Origin of the sequence: Mariniflexile jejuense (assembly GCF_042675665.1) — a bacterium.
GTDB lineage: Bacteria > Bacteroidota > Bacteroidia > Flavobacteriales > Flavobacteriaceae > Mariniflexile > Mariniflexile jejuense.
Genome location: NZ_JBHTJI010000001.1, coordinates 614,008 through 638,504, shown reverse-complemented (window position 1 = coordinate 638,504; position 24,497 = coordinate 614,008). Strand labels below are relative to the sequence as shown.

At 31.1% G+C, this 24,497-nt stretch carries 26 protein-coding genes; 13 read left to right on the top strand and 13 right to left on the bottom strand.

Going from position 1 to position 24,497, the window contains the following annotated elements; genetic code table 11:
• Window position 1 precedes the first annotated feature (1 nt).
• Entirely contained in the window at window positions 2–1,060 is a 1,059-nt protein-coding gene (locus tag ACFQ1R_RS02820) for a sensor histidine kinase (protein WP_379924595.1), read from the top strand.
• A 55-nt stretch (window positions 1,061–1,115) separates the two neighbouring features.
• Entirely contained in the window at window positions 1,116–1,844 is a 729-nt protein-coding gene (locus tag ACFQ1R_RS02815) for a LytR/AlgR family response regulator transcription factor (RefSeq protein ID WP_379924594.1), read from the top strand.
• 141 nt (window positions 1,845–1,985) lie between these two features.
• Here the strand turns inward: ACFQ1R_RS02815 and ACFQ1R_RS02810 are convergent, their stop codons facing one another.
• The 4 genes from ACFQ1R_RS02810 to ACFQ1R_RS02795 all read right to left on the bottom strand — a co-directional run bounded on the left by ACFQ1R_RS02810 (window position 1,986) and on the right by ACFQ1R_RS02795 (window position 6,366).
• Window positions 1,986–2,432 carry a hypothetical protein gene (locus ACFQ1R_RS02810; RefSeq protein ID WP_379924593.1) on the bottom strand — a complete coding sequence of 149 codons (447 nt, stop codon included), beginning with the start codon at window positions 2,430–2,432 and terminating at the stop codon, window positions 1,986–1,988.
• 176 nt (window positions 2,433–2,608) lie between these two features.
• Window positions 2,609–3,238: a tRNA (guanine-N1)-methyltransferase gene (locus ACFQ1R_RS02805; RefSeq protein ID WP_379924592.1), complete on the bottom strand. Its 630-nt coding sequence runs from the start codon at window positions 3,236–3,238 to the stop codon at window positions 2,609–2,611.
• Window positions 3,239–3,373: 135 nt separating this feature from the next.
• Window positions 3,374–4,822 carry a glyceraldehyde-3-phosphate dehydrogenase gene (locus ACFQ1R_RS02800; RefSeq protein ID WP_379924591.1) on the bottom strand — a complete coding sequence of 483 codons (1,449 nt, stop codon included), beginning with the start codon at window positions 4,820–4,822 and terminating at the stop codon, window positions 3,374–3,376.
• Window positions 4,823–4,962: 140 nt separating this feature from the next.
• Window positions 4,963–6,366 (bottom strand): trypsin-like peptidase domain-containing protein, encoded by a 1,404-nt coding sequence (locus tag ACFQ1R_RS02795; RefSeq protein WP_379924590.1) that lies wholly within the window; start codon window positions 6,364–6,366, stop codon window positions 4,963–4,965.
• 489 nt (window positions 6,367–6,855) lie between these two features.
• Between ACFQ1R_RS02795 and dapF the strand changes: the two genes are divergently transcribed.
• From dapF to ACFQ1R_RS02770, 5 genes are all read left to right on the top strand, one after another.
• Window positions 6,856–7,629 (top strand): diaminopimelate epimerase, encoded by a 774-nt coding sequence (gene dapF / locus ACFQ1R_RS02790; protein WP_379924589.1) that lies wholly within the window; start codon window positions 6,856–6,858, stop codon window positions 7,627–7,629.
• Complete coding sequence (locus tag ACFQ1R_RS02785) at window positions 7,626–8,150, top strand: GNAT family N-acetyltransferase (RefSeq protein ID WP_379924588.1); 525 nt, start codon at window positions 7,626–7,628, stop codon at window positions 8,148–8,150. The genes dapF and ACFQ1R_RS02785 overlap by 4 nt, the downstream gene beginning before the upstream one ends.
• On the top strand, window positions 8,151–9,194 hold the full coding sequence (gene mltG, locus ACFQ1R_RS02780; protein WP_379924587.1) for an endolytic transglycosylase MltG: 1,044 nt from the start codon (window positions 8,151–8,153) through the stop codon (window positions 9,192–9,194). It abuts the gene before it with no gap.
• A complete protein-coding gene (locus tag ACFQ1R_RS02775; protein ID WP_379924586.1) occupies window positions 9,194–10,105 on the top strand; it encodes a DUF2279 domain-containing protein in 912 nt (303 codons plus the stop codon). The genes mltG and ACFQ1R_RS02775 overlap by 1 nt, the downstream gene beginning before the upstream one ends.
• A gap of 111 nt (window positions 10,106–10,216) precedes the next feature.
• Entirely contained in the window at window positions 10,217–10,876 is a 660-nt protein-coding gene (locus ACFQ1R_RS02770; RefSeq protein WP_379924585.1) for a peptidoglycan-binding protein LysM, read from the top strand.
• Between the two features lie 2 nt (window positions 10,877–10,878).
• Here the strand turns inward: ACFQ1R_RS02770 and ACFQ1R_RS02765 are convergent, their stop codons facing one another.
• The 4 genes from ACFQ1R_RS02765 to dnaA all read right to left on the bottom strand — a co-directional run bounded on the left by ACFQ1R_RS02765 (window position 10,879) and on the right by dnaA (window position 14,968).
• The gene (locus ACFQ1R_RS02765; RefSeq protein ID WP_379924584.1) at window positions 10,879–11,595 is read right to left on the bottom strand and encodes an SAM-dependent methyltransferase; all 717 of its coding nucleotides are present in this window, start codon (window positions 11,593–11,595) and stop codon (window positions 10,879–10,881) included.
• Complete coding sequence (locus ACFQ1R_RS02760; RefSeq protein ID WP_379924583.1) at window positions 11,595–13,004, bottom strand: PQQ-dependent sugar dehydrogenase; 1,410 nt, start codon at window positions 13,002–13,004, stop codon at window positions 11,595–11,597. The genes ACFQ1R_RS02765 and ACFQ1R_RS02760 overlap by 1 nt, the downstream gene beginning before the upstream one ends.
• A 68-nt stretch (window positions 13,005–13,072) precedes the next feature.
• On the bottom strand, window positions 13,073–13,528 hold the full coding sequence (locus ACFQ1R_RS02755) for a low molecular weight protein-tyrosine-phosphatase (protein ID WP_379924582.1): 456 nt from the start codon (window positions 13,526–13,528) through the stop codon (window positions 13,073–13,075).
• A gap of 12 nt (window positions 13,529–13,540) precedes the next feature.
• On the bottom strand, window positions 13,541–14,968 hold the full coding sequence (dnaA, locus tag ACFQ1R_RS02750; protein WP_379924581.1) for a chromosomal replication initiator protein DnaA: 1,428 nt from the start codon (window positions 14,966–14,968) through the stop codon (window positions 13,541–13,543).
• Window positions 14,969–15,152: 184 nt separating this feature from the next.
• Between dnaA and ACFQ1R_RS02745 the strand changes: the two genes are divergently transcribed.
• A complete protein-coding gene (locus ACFQ1R_RS02745; protein ID WP_379924580.1) occupies window positions 15,153–15,551 on the top strand; it encodes an acyl-CoA thioesterase in 399 nt (132 codons plus the stop codon).
• On the opposite strand, the gene ACFQ1R_RS02740 is transcribed toward ACFQ1R_RS02745, so the two are convergent.
• Genes ACFQ1R_RS02740 through ribD form a run of 3 tightly spaced genes read right to left on the bottom strand, consistent with a single transcriptional unit; the run spans window position 15,548 to window position 17,821 of the window.
• Window positions 15,548–16,162, bottom strand: coding sequence for an IMPACT family protein (locus tag ACFQ1R_RS02740; RefSeq protein WP_379924579.1), 615 nt, complete (start codon window positions 16,160–16,162; stop codon window positions 15,548–15,550). The two genes, ACFQ1R_RS02745 and ACFQ1R_RS02740, sit on opposite strands and share 4 nt — an antisense overlap.
• A 2-nt stretch (window positions 16,163–16,164) precedes the next feature.
• Window positions 16,165–16,776, bottom strand: a complete 612-nt coding sequence (locus ACFQ1R_RS02735; protein ID WP_379924578.1) for an HAD family hydrolase — start codon at window positions 16,774–16,776, stop codon at window positions 16,165–16,167.
• Window positions 16,769–17,821, bottom strand: coding sequence for a bifunctional diaminohydroxyphosphoribosylaminopyrimidine deaminase/5-amino-6-(5-phosphoribosylamino)uracil reductase RibD (gene ribD, locus ACFQ1R_RS02730; RefSeq protein WP_379924577.1), 1,053 nt, complete (start codon window positions 17,819–17,821; stop codon window positions 16,769–16,771). Before ribD ends, ACFQ1R_RS02735 begins: the two co-directional genes overlap by 8 nt.
• 179 nt (window positions 17,822–18,000) lie before the next feature.
• Here ribD and ACFQ1R_RS02725 point away from each other — a divergent pair, with 179 nt between their 5' ends.
• The 4 genes from ACFQ1R_RS02725 to ACFQ1R_RS02710 all read left to right on the top strand — a co-directional run bounded on the left by ACFQ1R_RS02725 (window position 18,001) and on the right by ACFQ1R_RS02710 (window position 22,271).
• Window positions 18,001–18,492, top strand: a complete 492-nt coding sequence (locus ACFQ1R_RS02725; protein ID WP_379924576.1) for a GNAT family N-acetyltransferase — start codon at window positions 18,001–18,003, stop codon at window positions 18,490–18,492.
• A gap of 56 nt (window positions 18,493–18,548) precedes the next feature.
• On the top strand, window positions 18,549–19,415 hold the full coding sequence (gene prmC, locus ACFQ1R_RS02720) for a peptide chain release factor N(5)-glutamine methyltransferase (protein WP_379924575.1): 867 nt from the start codon (window positions 18,549–18,551) through the stop codon (window positions 19,413–19,415).
• A gap of 58 nt (window positions 19,416–19,473) precedes the next feature.
• The gene (gene ligA, locus ACFQ1R_RS02715) at window positions 19,474–21,468 is read left to right on the top strand and encodes an NAD-dependent DNA ligase LigA (RefSeq protein ID WP_379924574.1); all 1,995 of its coding nucleotides are present in this window, start codon (window positions 19,474–19,476) and stop codon (window positions 21,466–21,468) included.
• 86 nt (window positions 21,469–21,554) lie between these two features.
• On the top strand, window positions 21,555–22,271 hold the full coding sequence (locus ACFQ1R_RS02710) for a hypothetical protein (RefSeq protein ID WP_379924573.1): 717 nt from the start codon (window positions 21,555–21,557) through the stop codon (window positions 22,269–22,271).
• A gap of 10 nt (window positions 22,272–22,281) precedes the next feature.
• Here the strand turns inward: ACFQ1R_RS02710 and ACFQ1R_RS02705 are convergent, their stop codons facing one another.
• Window positions 22,282–22,647, bottom strand: a complete 366-nt coding sequence (locus tag ACFQ1R_RS02705; protein ID WP_379924572.1) for a DoxX family membrane protein — start codon at window positions 22,645–22,647, stop codon at window positions 22,282–22,284.
• 177 nt (window positions 22,648–22,824) lie between these two features.
• Here ACFQ1R_RS02705 and ACFQ1R_RS02700 point away from each other — a divergent pair, with 177 nt between their 5' ends.
• Window positions 22,825–23,583 carry a hypothetical protein gene (locus ACFQ1R_RS02700; RefSeq protein ID WP_379924571.1) on the top strand — a complete coding sequence of 253 codons (759 nt, stop codon included), beginning with the start codon at window positions 22,825–22,827 and terminating at the stop codon, window positions 23,581–23,583.
• On the opposite strand, the gene ACFQ1R_RS02695 is transcribed toward ACFQ1R_RS02700, so the two are convergent.
• Window positions 23,580–24,497: a bifunctional metallophosphatase/5'-nucleotidase gene (locus ACFQ1R_RS02695; protein ID WP_379924570.1), complete on the bottom strand. Its 918-nt coding sequence runs from the start codon at window positions 24,495–24,497 to the stop codon at window positions 23,580–23,582. The two genes, ACFQ1R_RS02700 and ACFQ1R_RS02695, sit on opposite strands and share 4 nt — an antisense overlap.

Here is a 24,497-nt window from a genome sequence, read left to right as displayed (position 1 = left end):
TATGGAAAGTGTAGATGTTCAAGACAATCGAAAACGGAGGCAAATACTGTTGCATATTTCAATATGGGCGGTATTTATTTGCTTTAGTTTAATGCAACCAAGAAATCAATCTGAAGATATGTTTAGTAGGATTGTGCTTATTTTAATAGGAAACATAGCACTTTTTTATATTAATTATTCTTATTTAGTTACCCAATTTTTACTTCAAAAAAAAACGCGATTGTATATTTTTTTGGTGTTAACACTGGTTATGCTTTCAACCTTATTATTTAGTAAGTTTGCGCCCGATTTTAAACCTAATATTGGTTTTCAACAAAACCCTAACTTCACCCCGTTTCCTAAAAGCAGAACCGAACCTTTTTTTAAAATAAAGCTTATTGGTCCATTTATTTTTAACGTGCTTTTGGTTGCCACAGGAACAGCACTACGAGTTTATACTGAATGGAATAGAAATGAACGCAAAAAAGCTGAAATTGAAGTTCAAAAATCAGCAACAGAACTTCACTTTTTAAAGCATCAATTAAGTCCACATTTTTTATTCAATTCATTAAATAGTATTTATTCACTCACTACAAAAAAATCGAATGATGCGCCCGAAGCTGTCATTACGTTATCAGAATTAATGCGTTACATGTTGTATGAAACCTATAACGAGTTTGTAACTTTAACAAAAGAGTTGGAGTATATTCAAAATTACTTGAAGTTACAACGTTTACGAATTGCTAATAATACAGATGTAACTTTAAATATACATGGCACAATAACCAATCAAAAAATAAGACCATTGCTATTTATTTCATTTATTGAAAATGCGTTTAAATATGGAACAGATTTTAAAGGCCATACAGAAGTTAAGATAGAAATTAATGTAAACGAAGCAGATTTATACTTTAAATGCATAAACATTATAGGTAGTAGAAAAACCGATAAAGACAGTTCGGGTATTGGTTTACAAAACACAAAAGAACGTTTAGAACTTTTATACCCAAACAAACATGAGCTTGAGGTTACCGAAAAAGATAACAGGTTTGTTGTAAACTTAATGCTAAAGTTAAGCTAAAAGCAGTTTATTACACCTACAACCAACTTATATTAGCCCATAAAATAATTAACAAATGAAATGCGTAATTATAGATGATGAGCCTTTAGCAATAGATGTTATAGAGTCTTACATTAAACAAATTGGCGGACTTGAAATAGTTGTAAAATGCACAAACCCTTTAGAAGCCATAACGCTATTAAACAAGCACAAAGTAGATTTAATTTTTTTAGATATTGAAATGCCAAACCTAACAGGAATAGATTTGGTAAAGGCGTTAGATAATATGCCACAGTTTATTTTCACAACAGCGTATCCGCAATATGCTTTAGATGGTTTTAACCTAAACGCCACCGATTATTTGGTAAAACCGATACCGTTTCATAGGTTTATAAAAGCAGTTACACGTGCTAAAGAAAAGTATGAATTAGAAACTAAAAGCATTTCAATACCAGAACCAATTTTAGAAATAAGGCAAAGCACAACCCAAGACAATTTTATTTTTGTAAAATCGGAATACGAAAACATAAAAATAAATGTCGATACCATAAAGTACATTCAAGGTTTAAAAGACTATATAAAAATTTATACTTCAGAAACTGATAAAGCTATTTTAACTTTATCAAGTTTTAAAGATATTTTAGATAAACTACCATCAGTACGTTTTATAAGAGTGCATAGGTCTTATGTTGTGAATATCGATTTTATAAAAGCCTTGCAGAAAACAAAAATTATTGTTGATGGTATTCAAATACCTATTGGCGATACTTATAAAGATGAAGTTTTAAAACGTTTTGGAGTTTAGGCAGGGAAATGGAGGTTGTTTTGTTTAACGTATTTGTATATCTTGAAAAGTTGCACTTTTGAGTATTAAGGTTTTCCGAAGGAAAATCAGAAGTTAACAAATGAACAGCTAACTCTAGTTTAGCGAAAACTAGTAATTTTTTTATACAGAGTTGACACTAGTTATTTTTATTTTCAAATCACTAATCAGTCCCAAAACAATAATAAATAATGAAGCTATTGGACCTGAAAGCAAGCAAGCTAAAATTGTCTGTCCATCTCCATGGCATGCTAAATCTGTTCCCAGAATTAAAATAAGTCCAGCTGTATTAATTAGTGTGTAAATCAGTAAACTCAATAGTCCGAAATTTATTTTTTCTTTTTTTTTAGTTTTCACGGTCTTTTTATCTAATCTCAAAAGAAATAATGCTGTAATAACAATTGTTAAAATTATTGAACTCCATAAAACTATGAAGTAACTGGTCTCACAACTATTTACAGTATTTTCAATTGCCATTGCAGTTATAACTCCTGGAAATAATGTCAAAGTCGGGAATATTGGAATTAACGATAAAAGAGCATTTATCAGTCCATACTTAGTATATTTCAAATTCAATCGGTTTGTTTTTTTATTAAAGCCAATGCAAAGATAAAGTTCAGGTTCAATAAACTTTATCAACTTTTAAACGAATTTAGCTGATTTTTTCACAAAGTTAAGGTTGTAATTAAAAAAAATCTGTAACATGAATTACAGATTTTTTAAAGTTATTTTTAAAATATTAAAACCTACTTTTTAGGTTTAATTGTTTTTTGTTTGTTTATTTCGTCTTGCAATTGGCGTCGTACTTTTTGTTCGCGTTCAACGGCTGTTTTGCGGTGTTCTTCAAACTCATCTTCAAGTTCAGAAAGTGCGCGTTTCGCATCTTTAGTTATTACATTGCTGTTTTTAAACTTATATATAAAGAAGAGCAATAAAAGTAATAATAGTGCTATTATACACCACATAATAGCGCTATAACTACTTTTTCCTACTTGAGCACCAAATAAAGACATGTTGTCTTTTTCACCTTTAGCATTGGTTAAGGTTTCTTTTGTGGTTGCTAAACTGGTTTTTAAATCGGTAATTTCTTGTGCTTGCGCTTTTAGAGTAATATTAGTAGCTATTAAATCTTTACGAAGGGCTTGTATAGAATCGAGTGTGTGTGCTTTTAAATCGGTTAACCAACTCGCTTTTATAACTCTATAAGGTTGTCCTTCATTATTCCAACTGCCCGATTTTGTTATAACATATTCAAATTGATTATCAAGTGTGCCACTGTTTAGTGATAATTTATCGGGTTCGGTTTCTTGCGTTTGTGCGTAGCTTATGAAGGATACTAATAGGATTAATAAAGATATAGGTTTTGTAAAATTCATTTTAAGATGGGTTTTCGGTTTATTTAGGCTTACAAGTTAAAAAATATTGTTCATAAATAGTTTAAAATTAATAAAAAAGCCTCGTGAAATGAGGCTAATTTATATGCGCTATAAAACAGAAAATAGATTTTTTATTTAGTAATAAGTAAATCGTCTTACTTTGGCAATGTATTTGGCTAGTCTTATTACTTGGTGGCTGTAGCCATATTCGTTATCATACCAAATATATAGTATTGCATTTTTGCCATCAGGCCTAACTATGGTTGCTTTACTATCGTAAATGGCAGGTGCTGAACAGCCTATAATATCGGTTGATACTAATTCGTCACTTAATTCATATTTAATTTGTTCAACCAAATCACCTTCTAAAGCATAGGTTTTCATAATAGTATTTATGCCATGTATAGACGTTTTATTTTTTAACTCTAAATTCAAAATTGCTAAAGAACCATTAGGTACAGGTACACGAATTGCGTTTGATGTTAGTTTTCCAGCCAAATTAGGTAATGCTTTTGCAACTGCACTTCCTGCGCCAGTTTCTGTAATTACCATATTTAAACCTGCAGCTCGACCACGACGGTACTTATTATGAAAATTATCAACTAAATTTTGGTCGTTGGTATATGCATGAATGGTTTCAATATGTCCTGTTTTTATTCCGAAAGAATCTTCAACTACCTTTAAAATTGGTGTTATTGCATTGGTTGTGCATGATGCTGCCGAAAAAATATCAATTGTATCTGGATTGTTTTCTAAGTGATTAACACCATACACAATATTAGGTACTTCTTTACCAGGTGCGGTAAGCAATACTTTATCAATGCCTTTCGATTTTAAATGTCTGCTCAAAGCCGTTTTATCTCTAAATGCACCTGTATTATCAATTACTAAAGCGTTGTTAATACCGTACTGTGTATAGTCAATGTCTTCTGGGTTGTTGGCAGAAATAACATTTACGGTTGTGCCATTAATTATTAATGCATTTTTTTTAGCATCAACAGCTACCGAACCCGAAAAATCGCCATGAACCGAATCATTTCTTAGTAAAGCAGCACGTTTTTCAAGTATTTCAGCATCAATAGCACCACGAGTAACTATGGCTCTTAAACGTAATTGACTTCCTTTGCCTGTGCGCGCCATAAGTTCGCGTGCTACCAATCTGCCAATTCTACCAAAACCATACAGCACAACGTCTTTAGGTTTAAAATTTTCAGCTTTACTAGCGTTTTTTAATTTGTTGGTTATAAAACCTCTTGGAGTTAAATTGTTATTATCTTCTAATTGATATTCGTAGGTTAGTTTTCCAATGTCTAATTTGGCAGGTGGCATATCAATAGCTTTAATGGCTTGTGCTATTTCAACAGAATCGAAAATAGAAATGGGTTTTTGAACAAATTTACCGGCATATTCATGTAGGTTTAAAATTTGGCTCACATTTCTGTCTATTAATTGATTTCTGAAAATAACAAGTTCAATAGATTTATCGTACCATAAGTCGCTAACTATTTTTATAAATTCTACTGTGGCTTTTCTACGATCTGCTTGAAAGGCTAATTCCTTTTCATAATTTTTATTGAAAGGCATTCTTAAAATGGTTTAGTTGTTTATGTAAATTTCGGCAAAAATACCGTAACTCAAACGTTTTCGTAAACTATTTTAACAAAAAAATAACCTCTTAAAAATTCCATTTTAAGAGGTTATTAGGTTAAAAGTTTTTTAGAATATTATCTAAAATTATAACGTTCTTTTTCGCCGTTAGAATTTATAAGCTCAATACGTAAAGGTTCGTAAGCCGATTTGTTTTTGATTGCTTCTTGGGCATCATCAACCGAATTAATTTTAGTATCGTTAATTGATGTGATAATAGCTCCTTCTTTTACACCATTCTTTTTCCAATACTCGGCATATTGTTTATCTAACTCAATTATTTTAATGCCATTTGAAGCTTTTAGTTTTTTCAAATCGTCTTGTTTGGTATTTTTTACACGCCCAACAAGTGGCAAAGTTAGAGTTTCGTTTCTAGTTAAGGTTACATCAATTGTTTTTAGAGAACCATCTCTAGAAATTTTTAATGAAACTTTGTCACCAACACGTTTTGCACCAATATGTCCTGTTAAATCGGCAAACTTTGATACTTTAATTCGGTCAATTTCCTTAATAATATCGCCTTTTTTAATACCGGCTTTTTCAGCACCAGAATCTTCAACAACACTATCAACATAAATACCTTCTGTATCGTTAACGCCAATTTTATCAGCAAATTCGCTGTTTAAAGAACCACCGCTAATACCAAGTATGCCATTTTGCACATTGCCAAACTCCATAATATCTTCAATAACACGACGTGCAATATTACTAGGAACAGCAAAAGAATAGCCAATATACGAACCTGTTTGCGAAGAAATTGCTGTATTAATACCAATAAGTTCACCTCTGGCATTTACAAGTGCGCCACCAGAATTTCCAGGGTTTACAGCTGCATCGGTTTGAATAAATGATTGTGAACTTGTGCCCGATAAATCTCTAGCCTTGGCACTAATAATACCTGCTGTTACTGTTGAAGTTAAGTTGAATGGATTACCAACTGCCAATACCCATTCGCCAATTTTAGCTTGGTCGGAATCGGCAAAAGTTACAAATGGTAAATCTTCATCAGCTTTAATTTTTAAAAGTGCTATATCCGTTTTTGGATCTGAACCTACAATTTCAGCTTTGTAGGTTTTGTTGTTATTTAAAGTGACCGATAATTCATCAGCATTATTAATTACATGATTGTTAGTAATAATATACCCATCTGCATTAATAATAACACCTGAACCTGTACCCATTTGAGCACGTGGTGTACTGTTTCCAGAAAATAAGTCTTGTAATGATAGTTGCCCACTGCTAATAGATACATTTTTAACATGCACAACCGCATTTATAGCATTTTCTGCGGCTATTGTAAAATCGGGAGCTTCTCCAGAATTTAATAAATTGGCAACATTGCTTGTTTGTAATATTGATGGATTTGAGCTTGCGCTTGTAACAAATAACTTGTTTTCAGGCTCTAAAAAAAGTTTATAAGCACCAAGTGTTAAAGCGCCACCCAATGCAGAAACGAGTACTAATGATAAAATCTTCTTCATATTTATTTCTATTTATGTTTTATTAAAAGAACGATTAAAATTAATTTTTTATTGAATTAAAAAAACGGTTTTAACTTTTTTTAACGTCAACTTTAACGCCTGTTTAACAAACGTAATTCAGGCAATAATTGGAGCGTTACCCCGAAAAGGGGTCGGGCTTTTCGCTACAAGTCCTCGCTCGTACCTCGCTGTGGGCTTTCCACTGCAATCCCTAACGCAAAACAATTAACAGTTGATAATTAATAATTAAAAAAACGACAGTTACAGTCTCAAAGTGTAAAATTCAATATCTAAGCAAAAGTTAGGTTTCGTTCAGCTTTGCGTCTTTAAGAAAAAAATAAATAGTTTTCAATCACAACATTATTCGTTACTCGTTATTCCTTAATCGTAAATCGTTACTCATAACTCGTTGCTCAATATTTGTTACTCATAAATCGTTAATCAAAAATCGTAAATCATGAAAAGACTTCTTTATATTTGTGCTTTATTATGCAACAGACTTTTTACAAATATCAAGGAACGGGAAATGATTTTGTGATGATTGATAATCGTCAACAAACATTCAATAAACAAGATACCAATCGTATCGCATTTTTGTGCGACAGACGTTTTGGTGTAGGTGCTGATGGTTTGATTTTACTAGAAAATCATCCCAATTTAGATTTTAAAATGGTTTACTACAATGCCGATGGAAATGAAAGTACCATGTGTGGAAATGGTGGACGTTGCTTAGTAGCGTTTGCAAAACAATTAGGTGTAATTACAGATACCGCTGTTTTTGAAGCTATTGATGGGTTGCATCACGCAAGCATTAAAGATGGTATTGTAAAACTTCAAATGTTGGACGTTGATACCGTTGAAAAACACGAAAACCATGTGTTTTTAAATACAGGTTCGCCACATCATGTGCAGTTTGAAGAGCAAATTGAAGATTTTGATATAAAAACAAAAGGCGCAACTATTAGATATGGCGCACCATATAATGAAGCAGGTAGTAATGTAAACTTCGTAAAGAAAATAAGCGATCAAATTTTTGCCGTTAGAACCTACGAGCGTGGTGTTGAAGATGAAACGTTATCTTGCGGTACAGGTGTTACAGCGGTAGCCATAGCAATGCATTCATTAAAACAAACCGATAAAAACCTAATCACTTTAAAAGTGCAAGGTGGCAAATTGCAAGTTACGTTTGATGTAGAAAATGGCGTTTATAAAAACGTATGGCTAATTGGACCAGCAACTTATGTATTTAGCGGAAATTTATGATTACCCTTAAAGGAGAACATATTTATTTACGTGCTTTAGAACCCGAGGATTTAGAGTTTATTCATACTATTGAAAATGATGAATCTGTTTGGGAAATAAGCAATACCATAACACCATATTCTAAGTTTTTAATTAAGCAGTATTTAGAGCAATCACATAAAGATATTTTTGAAGTAAAACAATTAAGGCTGGTTATTTCTAGTTATAATGAAGAAGCTTTAGGAATGATAGATTTGTTCGATTTCGATTTTAAAAATAGTAGAGCAGGTGTTGGCATTTTGGTGAAAGATGTTAAAAATAGAGCAAAAGGGGTTGGCAGTGAAGCTTTAAAATTATTGGTAAACTATAGTTTCTCTCATTTGGGTTTGCATCAGTTATACTGTAACGTTTCAGAAGAAAACGATATTAGTATAAAGCTTTTTACTAAACAAGGATTTCAAAATATTGGATTAAAAAAGGATTGGAATTTGGTAAACGGTTCTTATAAAAACGAGTATATATTTCAGCTTATAAATAATTAAATGTATATAAAAAAGATACTTCTAGCTATTGTATTTATTGGGTTAGCCATTGCAGCTTATTTTGCCTACTATATTTATGGTGTTATGATGAATTCAAACACCGCTTTTAATAATGATACAGCTTATGTTTTTGTATCAACAAATGCAACTTATGAAGATGTAAGGGAACAATTAGCACCATTATTGAAAGATATAAACACATTTGACGCACTTGCAAAACAAAAAAAATATATTACCAATATAAAAGCAGGTCGTTATGCCATCAAAAAAGGCATGAATAATAACGATATTATTAATTCTATTAGAAGTAATAATTTACCTGTGAAGTTATCTTTTAATAATCAAGAAACTTTAGAAAAATTAGCAGGTCGCGTTAGTACTCAAATTGAAGCAGATAGTGTATCATTAATTAATGCATTTACTGATGCTGATTTTTTAGCTAAAAACGGTTTTAAAAATGCGACAGCTTTGGGTATGTATTTACCAAATAGTTATGAATTTTTCTGGAACACGTCTGCAACTCAATTTAGAGAACGCATGCTTAAAGAATACAACCGTTTTTGGACCGATGCTAGAAAAGCAAAAGCAGTTTCTTTAGGTTTATCACGCGATGAGGTTATTACGCTAGCATCAATAGTATATGAAGAATCTAAACAAGCTTCCGAGCAACCACGAATTGCAGGTGTTTATTTAAATCGTATTAAAATAGGTATGCCATTACAAGCAGATCCAACATTAAAATTTGCAGCATATCAATTGCCAGAATATAAAAATGTGGTAATAAAACGCATATTAAATATTCATAAAGACATTGTTTCACCTTACAATACCTATAAAAATTTAGGATTACCACCAGGGCTTATTGCCATGCCAGATATATCGGCAATTGATGCAGTTTTAAATTTTGAAAAGCATCAATACTTATATTTCTGTGCAGATGCTAAACGATTAGGTTTTCACAAATTTGCTAAAACCTTATCCCAGCATAATGCAAATGCCATAGAATATCAACGCTATTTATCGTCTCAAGGTATTAATAAATAGTGAATGGTTTAGCACTAAAATATCTGATATTAGTTGTTTTAGTACCAACGGCATTATGGTCTCAATCTAAATACGATGCGTTTTTAACACCATCTGATACACTTAATAAACCAAGAAGAAATGCTATTGTTATTACAGAAGCTTCACTTGCTAGCATCTCATTAATTGGTTTAAATCAACTTTGGTATGCAGATTATGAACGTTCTAAGTTTCATACGATTGATGATAATACCGAATGGCTTCAAATGGATAAAATTGGGCATGTGTTTACATCTTATCAATTAGGTAAACATGGTGCGCAGCTTTTAAATTGGAGCGGTGTAAGCAAAAAAAACCAATTAATTTACGGTTCAACATTAGGCTTTACATTTTTAACAACTGTTGAAATTTTAGATGGTTTTTCTGAAGAATGGGGATTTTCTTGGGGAGATATTTTAGCAAATGCATCAGGTACAGGCTTGTATGTTGGTCAAGAATTACTTTGGAATGAACAACGTATTGCTTTAAAGTTCTCTTTTCATCAAACTAAGTATGCTTTACAACGTCCAGATAAACTTGGTGAAGGCTTTTTGGAGCAGGTTTTGAAGGACTATAACGGGCAAACCTATTGGTTAAGTGCAAATGTGCATTCATTTTTCAAAGAAAAAAACATTCCGAAATGGTTGAACATTGCAGTAGGATATGGGGCTGACGGCATGTTGACAGGTGTAGAAGATATTGACAATCAGTTGTTAACAAATTTAGGAAGGCAACGTCAATTCTATTTAAGTTTAGATGTAAATTTATCAAACATTAAAACGAATTCAAAAGTGTTAAGGTCAATTTTTGATGTTGTTAACATGATAAAAGCACCTTTTCCAACTCTAGAATTCAATAAAAATGGGTGTGTATTTCATCTATTCTACTATTAAAAAAAGTAGTTAAACGATTAATTTTGATATAATTAAAAAAATATCTAATTTTGCACGCTCAAATTTTCAGGCATTTTTACCATGTATTAATGTTGAAGAAATTTATAAACTATGAGAAAAAGTATTGCAAGTTACTTAATGCTAACTGTAACAATATGTATTCTATTGTTCGTGTCGTTTTCATCAAATGAAAAGATAGATTTAAGTAAGTACTCAACAAGTGGTTTAGAGTTAAATTATACTGTAAGTCAAGACCATAGCATTAAAGATAATGCTGTAGCGTCAATCGATTTAAATAAACCCATTTCGCCTATTTTAGGGAAATCGTTTGTAGGGTTTAAAGAAGCCTTAGCTTTTAAAGAATCAAGAGGTGATTATTTCACAGTTAATGCCTTAGGATATTTGGGCAAATACCAATTCGGGTCTGAAACTTTAAAATTAATAGGTGTTCACAATCCATCATTATTTTTAAAAAACCCAGAACTTCAAGAAAAAGCCTTTGTAGCTAATACGTCGCGTAACAAATGGATTTTACGCAGAGACATCAAAAACTTTGTTGGTAAAAAACTAAACGGTATTCTTATTACTGAATCTGGTATTTTGGCTGCTGCACATTTAGCTGGTGCAGGAAGTGTAAAAAACTACTTAAGAAGCTACGGTATTGATAATTTTGAAGATAGTTTCGGTACTACTATTGAGTATTATATGAAACGATTTTCTGGTTATGATACCTCGTTAATCAAAGCAAACAAAAAAGCAAAAGCTATATAAATTTAGCTTTTATGAATAATAAATATCGTAGGTCTTTTATGTAGGTCTACGGTATTTTTTTTCCACTGGTTTGCAGATTGTGTTTTTATAAATTCTGTTTGAAGTGTAATGTCACATGCTACACATATTTGCGTATTTTGATCTAAAATTGCACTTAAATCTTCAAGCATTTTATTGTTTCGGTAAGGTGTTTCAATAAAAATTTGCGATTGATTATGTTCAAATGAAAGGCGTTCTAAACGTTTCATCTCACTTTTTCGTTCGCCTTTATCAATGGGTAAATAGCCATTAAACGCAAAACGTTGTCCGTTCATGCCAGAACTCATCAATGCCATTAAAATAGATGATGGTCCAACTAAAGGCACAACTTTAATGTTTTTTTGATGCGCTATTTTTACAATATCAGCACCCGGATCTGCAACACCTGGGCAACCAGCTTCCGATAGTAAACCAACATTAACACCGTTTAAGCAAGGTTCCAAAAAACTAGGTAAATCAGCTGCTTCTGTAAATTTGTTTAAATGAAACATTTTTAAAGAAGGTTGCGATTTTTCGGGTGAAATACGCTTTATGAAATGACGTGCTGTTTTATCATTTTCAACAATAAACGTGTTTGTTTCTTCAATAATTTTTTTTACTGTTATAGGAAGTACTTCTAAAGGTTCATTGTCGCCTAAAGTTGTTGGTATAAGGAATAGTTTTCCTAACGGATTTGCCATTAATTTTTTATAAGTTTTTTAATTTCTTTATTACCGATAACATCAACTAATTCAATAAAATACATGCCATTTGCCAACGCGTTTAAAGCTATAGTAGTTAATGTATTGTCTATGGTAGTAGCTATCATAATTTGCTTACCGTGAATATCGTAAATTTTTATAGAATTTAAAGGGTTTTTTAGCAACGATGTATTAAAATGTATGATATTTTTTGTTGGATTTGGATACATGTTAATACGTAATTGGTTAGCATCTTCAATACTTAAACTGGTGTCAATAATTTTAAAAACTTCACCAGATTCTATACCAGCAATGTAGAGTTCGCCATTTATATCTTCACCAAATGTTGTCCAACCTTTGTTGCTATACTGTTTAGGAAAGGTCATAGTCCAATTAGTACCGTTTGGTGTTAAAATACCAATTTCATCACTACAATAATCAGCAAAAAAATACAGTCCGTTTAAATTTGGATATTGTGAACCTCTGTAACGATAGCCACCTGTAATAGAGCATTTAAAAGCACCATTACCACTATGTGAATATTCAGCTACAGGTCGAGTTGTGGTACTTTCTGGCGGACATCCACTAGTGTTGTATGGATGATTAGCACCTTCATAACAACGCCAACCGTAATTTAATCCAGAAGTTGTTGAAGGCGCCATATTTATTTCTTCATAAACACCTTGTCCAACATCGGCTATCCATAAATCGCCAGTAGTTTTATCAAAAGAAAATTTCCAAGGATTTCTTAAACCATATGCCCAAATTTCGGGTAAGGTATTTGCATTTCCATCATTTAAAAAGGGGTTTGAAGCAGGAATTGCGTAATTATTTCCATTACTTGCGTTATCAACATCAATTCTTAGTAGTTTACCTAAAAGCGTATTTAAGTTTTGAGCGTAATTATTTGGATCGCCCGAACCACCACCATCGCCACTTGAAATATATAGATAGCCGTCTGGACCAAAACTCATATCGCCACCATTATGGTTTGATGCAGGTTGATTTATGGTTAGTAAAATAACTTCGGAAGTGTTATTTGCTATTGTTTCTGTTGCTCTGGTATATCTAGCAACAACAGTGTTTCCAGAATTATTTATGTAATTCACATAAAAAAATCCGTTTGTGGTATAATTAGGGTGAAATGCTAAACCTAACAAACCGCGTTCACCACCGCCATCAATTACTTTGGTGTTTATATCTAAAAAGGCAGTACTATTTACAGAGCCATTAGCATTTAAAATTTTAATAACACCCTTTTGCTCTACTACAAATAGTTTGTTATCAAAGCCATGTTTTATGCTTACAGGTCGGTCAAATCCATTGGCTGCTAAAGCTATGTCTATAGTTTGGGGATATATGTATGAAGACAGCAAACAGATTAGTAAAAAAGATACTATTTTTTTCATTTTACTAATATTTAAGGAGTTACAAATACTAATGTACGAAAAAAGGACGAATGAATTTGATTAGGAATTTATTTAAGAAGTTTTTTAGCAATTACTGAACAAGCTTCATCTAGCATTTTGTAAACGTTTTCAAAACCTTCATGACCGCCATAGTAAGGGTCGGGTACATTTTCATCTAAACCTGGTGTGATTTCGTTTAGTATAAAATTCACTTTTAATTTATCGTTTTCATTTCGTGCTAGCGATATAACATTTCTGTAATTTGATTCATCCATGACATAAATAATATCAAACGTATCAAAATCAGATACTTCAAATTGTCTTCCTTTTAAATTTGAAATATCAAGACCATGTTTTTTTGCAATAGCTATAGAGCGTGTATCTGGATTTTTACCAATATGATAATTGCCAGTACCAGCTGAATCAATAAAAAACGAATCGTTGGGTAGTTTTGACTTTAAGATGCCTTCAGCTAATGGCGAACGACAAATATTGCCCAAACATACCATTAGAATTTTAGTCATTTTTAACTGAGTTTAGACTGAAAGTTTTTTGCTAATATCATCAACATACTTTCTAAATTGTTTGTCTGTTGAAGTTAAGTTGTCAACTGTTTTACATGCATGTAACACAGTAGCGTGGTCACGTTTTCCTATTTGAGAACCTATACTAGCTAACGATGCTTTTGTGAATTTTTTTGCAAAAAACATTGCTAATTGTCTGGCTTGTACTATATGGCGTTTTCTAGTTTTTGATTGTAGTGTATCTACATCCATTTGGAAATAATCGGATACTACTTTTTGTATATAATCAATAGAAACTTCTCGTTTTGTATTCTTAACAAATTTTTCTACAATAACCCTTGCTAAATCTATAGTTATTTCTTTTTTGTTGAATGAAGATTGCGCAATTAATGAAATAATAGCACCTTCCAGCTCACGCACATTCGTTTTAATGTTTTTAGCAACGTATTCAATAATATCGTCGGGCATATCAACACCATCACGATATAATTTGTTTTTTAGAATTGAAACACGTGTTTCAAAATCTGGTGTTTGTAATTCAGCTGATAATCCCCATTTAAAGCGAGATAGTAAACGTTGTTCAATATCTTGCATGTCAACAGGTGCTTTATCACTTGTTAATATTACTTGCTTACCATTTTGATGTAAATGGTTGAATATATGGAAAAATACATCTTGTGTGCCTGTTTTTCCAGATAAGAATTGCACATCGTCAATAATCAATACATCAATTATTTGATAGAAATGTATAAAATCGTTTCTGTTGTTTTTCTTAACAGAATCTATATATTGTTGTGTAAATTTTTCAGCAGAAATATATAAAACCGTTTTTTCTGGGTATTTGTCTTTAATATCAACACCAATAGCATGTGCTAAATGGGTTTTTCCTAAACCAACACCGCCAAAAATTAATAACGGATTAAAAGATGTACCACCAGGTTTTGATGCTACAGCTAAACCAGCACTTCTAGCCAATCGATTTGAATCGCCTTCTAAAAAGTTTTCAAAACTATAATTTGGATTAAGTTGCGATTCAATTTTTACATTTCTAATACCTGGAATAACAAACGGATTTCGTAATTCTGGGTTTTTATTGTTTAAAGGAACATCAACTTCTTGAGATTTCATAGTAGTTCTGTTCGAACTTGGAATTTTCTCAGTAAATGGTTGTTTGTTGCCATAGGTGTTTTCCATTTTAATAATGTAAACAAGTTTGGCTTTTTCACCTAATTCTTTGGTTAATGATACTTTTAATATTTTCACATAGTGCTCTTCAAGCCATTCGTAAAAGAATTTACTAGGTACTTGAATACTCAAAGCATTGTCTGTAAGTTTAACTGCTTGTATTGGTTCGAACCAAGTTTTGTAAGCTTGCGGTTGAATATTGTCCTTTATGAACACTAGACAATTATTCCATACCGATTGCGCAGTTACACTCATTGTTTAATATTAGGTTTTCTGTTTGTTAGTCTGTGTAAGAAAAATAAAATACTCTTACCTTTTTGGTTTGGCAAATATGTGAACAAAATTCTAAAAAAAAAAATGAAATTTTATTGAATTTTAAGAAATTTTTCCCCATGTTTATCCCTCTGCCGAAACTACAAAAAAATATTTAATAAACCTTATGAAAATCGACGAAATACAAATAAGAGTGAGATACGGTGAAACCGACCAAATGGGTGTTGTTTATCATGGTAATTATGCGCAATATCTTGAAATTGGGCGTATTGAATGGTTGAGGAAGCTAGGTATTTCTTATAAAAACATGGAAGAAAACGGCGTTATGCTACCGGTTGTTTCATTAAACATAAATTATAAAAAATCAGCGGTTTATGATGATGTAATTAATGTAAAAACTAAACTAAAAAGCACACCTACTGCAAAGATTGAATTTGAGTACGAAATTACCAATCAAAACGGAGAAATTTTAACATTGGCAACTACTACGTTGGTGTTTATTGATATGAAAACAAATAGACCTATGAAAGCACCACAATATGTTTTAGATGCCATTAATAATTAGTATAAAATTTCTTTAATGTCTATTTCAAAAAGATGATTAAAGGTTTCAAAAATAGATGCTGCTTCTTTTTTTCTTACCGAAATAAAAATGTTACAATTAAGTTCTAATTTTTGATTTATAACATCTAGGTTTTTTTCTTTGATGATGCGCATTACCGTATTCATATTTTTATAATCGAAAGTAATGCGGTAATTAACATTAATTGTTTTTTCAATAATGTTAGAAGCTTCCAATGTTAATTGCGCTGTAGTTCTGTAAGCGCTTATTAAACCACCAACGCCTAATTTAATGCCACCAAAGTAGCGTACAACTATAATTAAAATGTTAGTAACCTCAAACGATTGTATTTGACCGTAAATTGGCATACCAGCAGAATTACTTGGTTCGCCATCATCATTTACTCTATATGTTATGTTTTCTGTTCCAAGTTGGTATGCGTAACACCAATGGCGTGCTGTATGATGTGTTTTCTTTAGATTTTCTAAATGCTGCTTTACTTCATCTTCACCTAAAACAGGATACGCATATCCAAAAAATTTACTGTTTTTTTCTTTAAACAGTATTGCTTCAGTTGGCGTTTCAATGGTTTTATATGTATCTGTTTCGGTCAAAACTAAAACAAGTTGCTTTTGGTTTTAAATAAAGTTGTTACGTCTTCATTTTCTGGGTTTAAGAGCCAACTAGTAATGCCTAATAATGTGGCTGCTTTACAATTTTCTTCATTATCATCTATAAATAAGCAGTCGTCTGTTTTTAAATTATTTTGGTTTAAAACAAATTGAAATATGTTACTATTAGGCTTTCTTAAATTAATTTCGTGTGATAAGTAAAATGCATCAAAACAGTTTTTAAAATCTTCATAAAACGACACGTTATTTTTTATCCAATCTATATGAAGTTCATTAGTGTTACTTAACAAAATAAGTTTGTATTCTGAATTGTTTTTTAACTGTTGAAGAAATTCTAAGCGGTGTTTTGGAAAATCTTTCAATATGAAATTCCATATAGAAATTAATTCATCTTCAGTAATATTAGGAAAGTTTTCAGTGTAAAATTCAATAAATTCTTCGGTTGAAATTAAACCTTGTTCGTATAAACTGTTGAAGGCTAATAGTTCATCTGAAAACGAATCAATTTTGAATTTTTCAAACGCATGTTGTATGGCACCATCAATATCAAGGTTTATAAATATGTTGCCAAAGTCGAATATAATGGCTTTAATCATTGTTGTAAATTTTAAGAATATCGTTTAATATGGTTTCTTCAAAAATTAAGTTGCCCGAAAAATTTGGTGCTTTAATGCCAGTTTTAAACGCACTACTTCCTGTAAAAATTCTTGCTTCATCCCAAAGGTTTTCATTAATAAATGTTTGAAGCGTTTTTGCACCACCTTCTATGATAATTGAATTAATATTGTTTTTATAAAGAATATCAGATATTTGTTTGGCTATAGCTGTTTTTAAATTCCAATCTATAAATTCCAAATGCCAATTTTGTGTTTTTGGTATTGGGTTTTTGGTTTTTGAATTTATTAGGATGGTTTTAGCTTCATTATCAAAAACAGCATAGTTTTTGGAAAGTTTGTCGTTTTGGTCCAAAACAATTCTAATTGGGTTTTGTCCCGTCCAATCTCTAACTGTTAAACTTGGGTTGTCTTGTAAAACGGTATTTGTTCCTACTAATATGGCTTGTTCTTCGGCGCGCCATTTGTGTACTAATTGTCTAGAAAATTCATTGGTAATCCAAACTGGCTTTTGTTCGTTTTTGGTTTTTGGTGCTATAAAACCATCAGTAGTTTCAGCCCATTTTAATATAATATAAGGACGTTTTTTGTTGTGAAAGGTAAAAAAGCGTTTGTGGTGGTTTTTGCATTCGGTTTCTAAAATACCAACAACTACGCTGCAACCGGCTTGTTTTAGTTTTTCAACACCTTTTCCTGCAACCAAACTGTTATCATCAATACAACCAATTATTACATTTGGTATTTCATGCTTAATAATTAGGTCACTACAAGGTGGTGTTTTTCCAAAATGAGAACAAGGTTCTAAAGTAACATAAATGGTAGATTTCTTTAAAAGCGATTTGTCTTTAACTGAATTTATAGCATTCACTTCGGCATGATTGCCACCATAAGGGCTTGTAAAACCTTCGCCTATAATTTGATTTTTATAAACAATAACACTACCAACCATAGGATTTGGTCTGGTAGTACCTAACCCGTTTTTTGCAATGTCTATGCAGCGTTTTATGTATGTTTCGTGATTATTCAAAAGTGATTTTCAATCAGTTTTTAGGTTTATGTATTTTAATTTTTTTAAGGCACCAAACAAAATCTTACTTATTTAGTTGAAAAAAGTAAGTTGTATTGTTGATAAGATTATAAGCCGTTTCATGGTTGCTTTTTTATAATTCATGTATCTTCACTTGCTAAAAAAAATAGCATTTAAAAGTGAGTAAAGATACTATACTTATTCGAAAAATAGCACCAAATGACAATGCACAATTGGAGCAAGTTATAAGAGCGTGTTTTCATGAATTTAAAATTCCTTTAGAAGGCACAGCGTATTCTGATGAAGAAACGCCTAAAATGTATGAATCTTATCAAAATGATAACGATGTCTATTTTGTAATTGAAGCCAATGGCGAAATTTTAGGTGGTGGCGGTGTTAAACCTTTAAAGAATTTTGAGGCAGATGTTTGCGAAATTCAAAAAATGTACTTTTCACCTAAAGTACGTGGAAAAGGTTATGGTAAAAAACTTTTTGAAAAATGCGTAGAAGCGGCAAAAAAATTGGGTTATAAACAGTGCTATTTAGAATCGGCACCACAACTTAAAGCGGCAATTCATATTTATGAAAGTTATGGATTTAAGCATTTAAACGGTGCGTTAGGTAATACAGGGCATTACTCTTGCGGTGTTTGGATGCTAAAAGATTTGTAATTTAAGTTGCATTAGGTTTAAACGTATAACAAAACTTAAATAATTTAACTATTATTTTGAATTTAAAAGAAGTACAACATACATTTCATAAAGAATTAGATGCGATATATAAAAAAGAGGAAATAGATAGTTTCTTTTTTATTTTAACGGAATCGTATTATAAGGTTACCAGACTTAAATTAGCTATGGAGCCAAATTATGTTGTTGAAAATAACGAACCAATTTTAAAAGCCTTAAAATTATTAAAGCAAGAAAAACCCATTCAATATATTTTAGGTGAAACCGAATTTTTTGGAATGCCTTTTAAAGTAAACGAACACACATTAATACCAAGACCAGAAACAGAAGAATTGGTAGATTGGATTTTAAAGCAAAAACTAACAACTAGCAACCAACAACAAATAAGAATTTTAGATATAGGAACGGGTAGTGGTTGCATAGCCATTTCATTAGCTAAACAATTACCAAGTGCAAAAGTTTTTGCGTTGGATGTAAGTATAGAAGCATTAAAAATAGCAAGACAAAATGCTGAATTAAACTGTGTAGAAGTTCAATTTATTGAAGCAGATATTTTGAATACAGAAGACCGAATACAGAAGACTAAAGATTTGAAATTTGATATTATCGTTTCAAATCCACCATACGTTCGAGAGTTAGAAAAACAACTTATGAAACCTAACGTTTTAAATAACGAACCACATTTGGCGTTATTTGTTGAAGACACTAATCCGCTAGTGTTTTATAAGGAAATAGCACAATTTGCTAACAATAAATTAACCAAAAATGGCATGTTATTTTTTGAAATCAATGAGTATCTTGGTGGTGAAATGATGCAATTATTGGAGGTAAATCAATTTAAAAACATTGAATTAAAAAAAGATATTTTTAAAAAAAATAGAATGATTAAAGGCATTAAAAATTAATATTTTTTGAAGTTTTTAATAGTGAGAATAGCAAAGTAAAATGAATTAGCATTTAAATATGACAATACAGGAACAAATACAAAGCTTACGAGACGAATTAAATCAACACAATTATAACTATTATGTGTTGGATAATGCTACTATTTCAGATTTTGAGTTTGATAAAAAACTAAAAGAGCTTCAAGAATTAGAGGCAAAACATCCTGAGTTTTTTGATGCTAACTCACCAACACAACGCGTAGGAGGTGAAATCACCAAAAATTTTGAAACTATTCCGCACGAGTATCGAATGTATTCACTTGAAAATTCGTATTCTAAAGAAGATTTACAAGACTGGGAAACACGCATTAAAAAAATAATTGATGCAGACGTACAATACACTTGCGAATTAAAATACGATGGCGCATCAATTAGTTTAACCTATGAGGCTGGAAAACTTGTAAAAGCAGTTACTAGAGGTGATGGTTTTCAAGGTGATAATGTAACTGCAAATATTAAAACTATCAAATCGGTGCCTTTACAACTAAAAGGTGATTATCCTGAGAAATTTGATATTCGTGGTGAAATTGTTTTGCCTTTTGATGGTTTTAATAAAATGAACGAAGAACGCATTGAAATTGGCGAAGAACCATACAGAAACCCAAGAAACACAGCGTCAGGCAGTTTAAAATTACAAGATAGCGCTGAAGTTGCAAAACGCCCATTAGAGTGTTTGCTATATAATGTAACAGGCTCAAATTTGGGCATTAATTCGCAATTTGAAAGCTTAGAAAAAGCTAGAGAATGGGGTTTTAAAGTGCCAAGTGCTGCAAAATTAACTAATACTATTGAAGAAGTTTTAGAGTTTATTGATTATTGGAACATTCATCGTCACGATTTACCTTATGAAACCGATGGTGTGGTGATTAAAGTAAACAATTTGCAACAACAAGAAGAATTGGGTTATACCGCCAAAGCACCGCGTTGGGCAATGGCATATAAGTTTAAAGCAGAACAAGTTTCAACCAAATTAAATAGTATTACCTATCAAGTTGGTCGTACTGGTGCAATAACGCCCGTAGCCAATTTAGAACCTGTTGAATTGGCAGGAACTACCGTAAAACGTGCATCATTACACAATGCAGACCAAATTGAAAAACTCGATATTCGGGTAGGTGATGAAGTGTATGTAGAAAAAGGCGGTGAAATTATTCCAAAAATTTTGGGAGTCGATTTAAGTAAACGTCCATCAAATTCCCAACCAACGCAGTATATCACACATTGTCCAGAATGTGAAATAAAATTGGTTAGGCAAGAAGGTGAAGCACAACATTATTGCCCAAATTATAATGGCTGCAAACCGCAAATTATAGGGCGAATTCAACATTTTATATCCAGAAAAGCTATGGATATTGAAGGTTTGGGTGGCGAAACTGTAGCGCTTTTGGTTAATGAAGATTTGATTTCTAATTATTCTGATTTATATGAATTAACAAAAGAGCAAGTTATTCCTTTAGAACGTATGGCTGAAAAAAGTGCCGACAATTTAATTCAAGGTATAGAACTTTCAAAAAACATTCCTTTTGAGCGGGTTTTATTTGCTTTAGGCATTCGATATGTAGGTGAAACGGTAGCAAAAAAATTAGCTAAGCATTATAAAACCATTGATGCCATTGCTCAAGCTTCAGAAGAAGAACTAGTTAATGTTGATGAAATTGGCATTAAAATAGCAGAAAGTGTTAAAGCTTTTTTTTCTTCAGAAGAAAATATTGCTATAATTAACAGATTGAAAGGTTTTGGTGTTCAACTTGAAATTTCAGCAGAACAACTTGTTGGGCAAACCGATTTATTAAAAGGGCAAAGTATAGTTGTTTCTGGTGTTTTTGAATCGCTTTCTCGAGATGAGTTAAAAAAGCTTATTGAAGATAATGGCGGGAAGGTTAGTAGTTCTATTTCATCAAAAACGAGCTTTATAGTAGCTGGAGATGCTATGGGACCAAGCAAGAAACAAAAAGCTGAAGCATTAAATATAAGCATCATAAGTGAATATGAATTCTTACAAAAAATACATTAATTTGTGTTTTTTATCGATTAAATGTATTTTTTAACGATTAATTGCAATTTTTGTTTATATTTGTAATTCAATCATAAATTGTTATTATGAACAAGTCGAAAGTCTTGGTGTATATAACATTGTTATTATACCTTTTATCTGTTGCATTTCAGTTTAATGGACAAAATGTAGTTGCAAACTGTTTGAAATCTGCTATTTTACCAACGGTTACATTGCTATATTTTTTAACAAAAAAAAGAAAAGCATTATTTTTTACGCTTTTTTTAGTGTTGTTTTCTATATCTGAATTGCTTGTTCTTATTGAAAATTATTTGCCACATGTTATTAATTACTATATAGGCAATTCATTATATATTTTAGCTTACACTTCATTGATAATTGAAATTATAAAATCAATTTCTTTTTTACATATTATAAAGCATCATAAAATACATCTTATAATTTTAACCTGTTTGAATATATATATTGTTTATGTTTTACAAGTAATTGTAAATCCTTACGTAGAAAAAACGAATGAATATTATGTTGAGTTAATATACAATATTATAATGCTATCACTACTTTCTGTAGCATTGTTAAACTATTTTCATAAAGATAATCTAAAGTCTTTGTATTTGTTTTTAGCTGCATTATGTATTGTTTTTGGAGAAGTAATGTGGGTTGCCTACACTTATATTTCGGCAAGAGATTTGCTTAATGTAATATCTACAACATTGTATGTAGTTTCGTTTTATTTTTTCTTTAAACAATCTAAGTTAAAGCACGAAATTAAGCAAGACGAAGTATCAATGCTTATTGGTTAGCATTAAAACTTCAAACTAACCTTTTTTTGTAAACATAAAGTATAATTGCAGCTAAAACGAATGTTAAAATTGCTGTATAAAATAAAACACCGCCATCATTGTTTATTTCAATACCTAATTTTGTTAGATGCATAAGTATTGCACCAAACATAATTCCTAAAGTTAGCATAGCGCCAATCCATACTGTTTTTGGTATAAGTATTAAAATACCAGCTATAAGTTCTAAAATACCTATGCCTATTCTACCATAAGGTTCTAATCCTACTTTTTCAAAAATATAAATACTATCTGGATGCGCAGTAAACTTAAAGCGAAGTGTTTGTATTAAAATAATAGCAACTGTAATTCGTAAAATAATTAAAACCTTTTTTTTCATGTCTTTAAAATTGAAAGTTATACGGTTAGACGTTAATAAATTAATTACTTGTCAGTATTTTTTTATTTCATCCGATAAAACGCACGATATTTTAATTAAAATCGATAAAAAGTATTAATTTATCGTTGAAATTATATTTTATATGTATATTTGATTCAACCTACTTATGTTAAAATTGTGAATAACTGGCTAAATTTTACATTTAAGAAAATATTTTTATTTGCTTTAATATTATTAATTGCGATTAATAGTGTTGGTGTGGCGAGTGAAGACGCATTGATAATGAAAACCGCAATGCCATTATTTATTCCTGTATTTTTAATATTCTTTTTAGTAAAATACAATAAGTTAGGTGTTGCATTTATTTTATTTTTACTATTTTCTTTTCTAGGCGATATTGCATCCATGTTTTTTTCTGAAGAAATTTTATTGGAAGCAACAAGTATACTTTATATAATTAGCTATTTGTATTTGTTAATTATGGTGTTGCCTAAGTTTAAGTTTTTAGAGGTTAATGCTATAGTTGGAACGTATTTATTGTTAGTATTTTCTATTACCATATATTTTTTGTACTTAATATACAGTGTTTTACAAACCATAATTCCAAATCATACAGAAGTGTTGCTATTTGGTTTAAAAAGCGCTGTTTTAATTGTTTTAGGTTTTATTTCTTTTGCGGTTTATTTAAATACCCAAACAAAACAATCGGTTTTATTTTTAACAGCTATCATTTTTTTCGGCTTATCGGTTATAATGAATTACATAAACCTGTATTATTTGTATAATTGGAGTTTTGAATTATTACAAAGAGTACTTTATGCATTAGCACTTTATGTAATGTTTATATACATTATGAATTCAAATTTTATTAAGAAACCGAAACAAATTAAGATTAAAGAAAGTGAGCATTATGCTTCAGATACTGTTTTATCTTAAACAACAATAGATGTGCCGTTTGCCAATTTATTTTTATCAGCATCAAAATAAAAATCAATTTTCCCCAAATTTATTCCGTAACATCCTACTTGATTTACAAGCATATTTTTGCCTTCACTGTTTTTAACTATGGTTGGTTTTGGTAAAAATGTATGTGTGTGTCCGCCAATAATTAAATCTATGTCTTTTGTTAATGCGGCTAGTTTTAAGTCGCTAATTTTATCTGGATCGGTTTTGTAACTATATCCTAAGTGCGATAAACAAATTATTAAATCGCATTTTTCTTTAGTTTTTAAAATGCGCGTCATTTCTTGACTTATTTCAACAGGATCTAAATATTTGGTTTCTTTATACATAGCAGGATCAACCAAACCATTTAATTCAATTCCTAAGCCAAAAACACCAATTTTAATACCGTCTTTTTTGTATATGTTGTATGGCTTTACATGTGTATTCATCAAAGTATTTGAAAAATCATAATTAGAACATATAAACTGAAATTGCGCATGTGGTAGTTGTGCGTACAAACCATCAATACCATTATCAAAATCATGATTACCAATGGTTGCAGCATCATATTTTAACTTGCTCATAAGTTTAAATTCCAATTCGCCACCATAATAGTTAAAGTATGGTGTTCCTTGAAAAATATCGCCAGCATCTAATAATAATGTATTTGGATTTTCATTTCTAATACTTTCAATAAGAGTTGCTCTTCTGGCAACACCACCCATATTAGCATTTCTACCATCTTCTGGCCCAAAAGCATCAATGTGGCTATGTACATCGTTTGTGTGCAGAATGGTAATTTTTGTTGTTTTTGGTATAGAAGTAAACGATTGAAGTCCAAAACCACCAATGGTTACCAATGCAGCTGTTGCTGAAGTTTGTTGAATAAAATCTCTGCGCTTCAT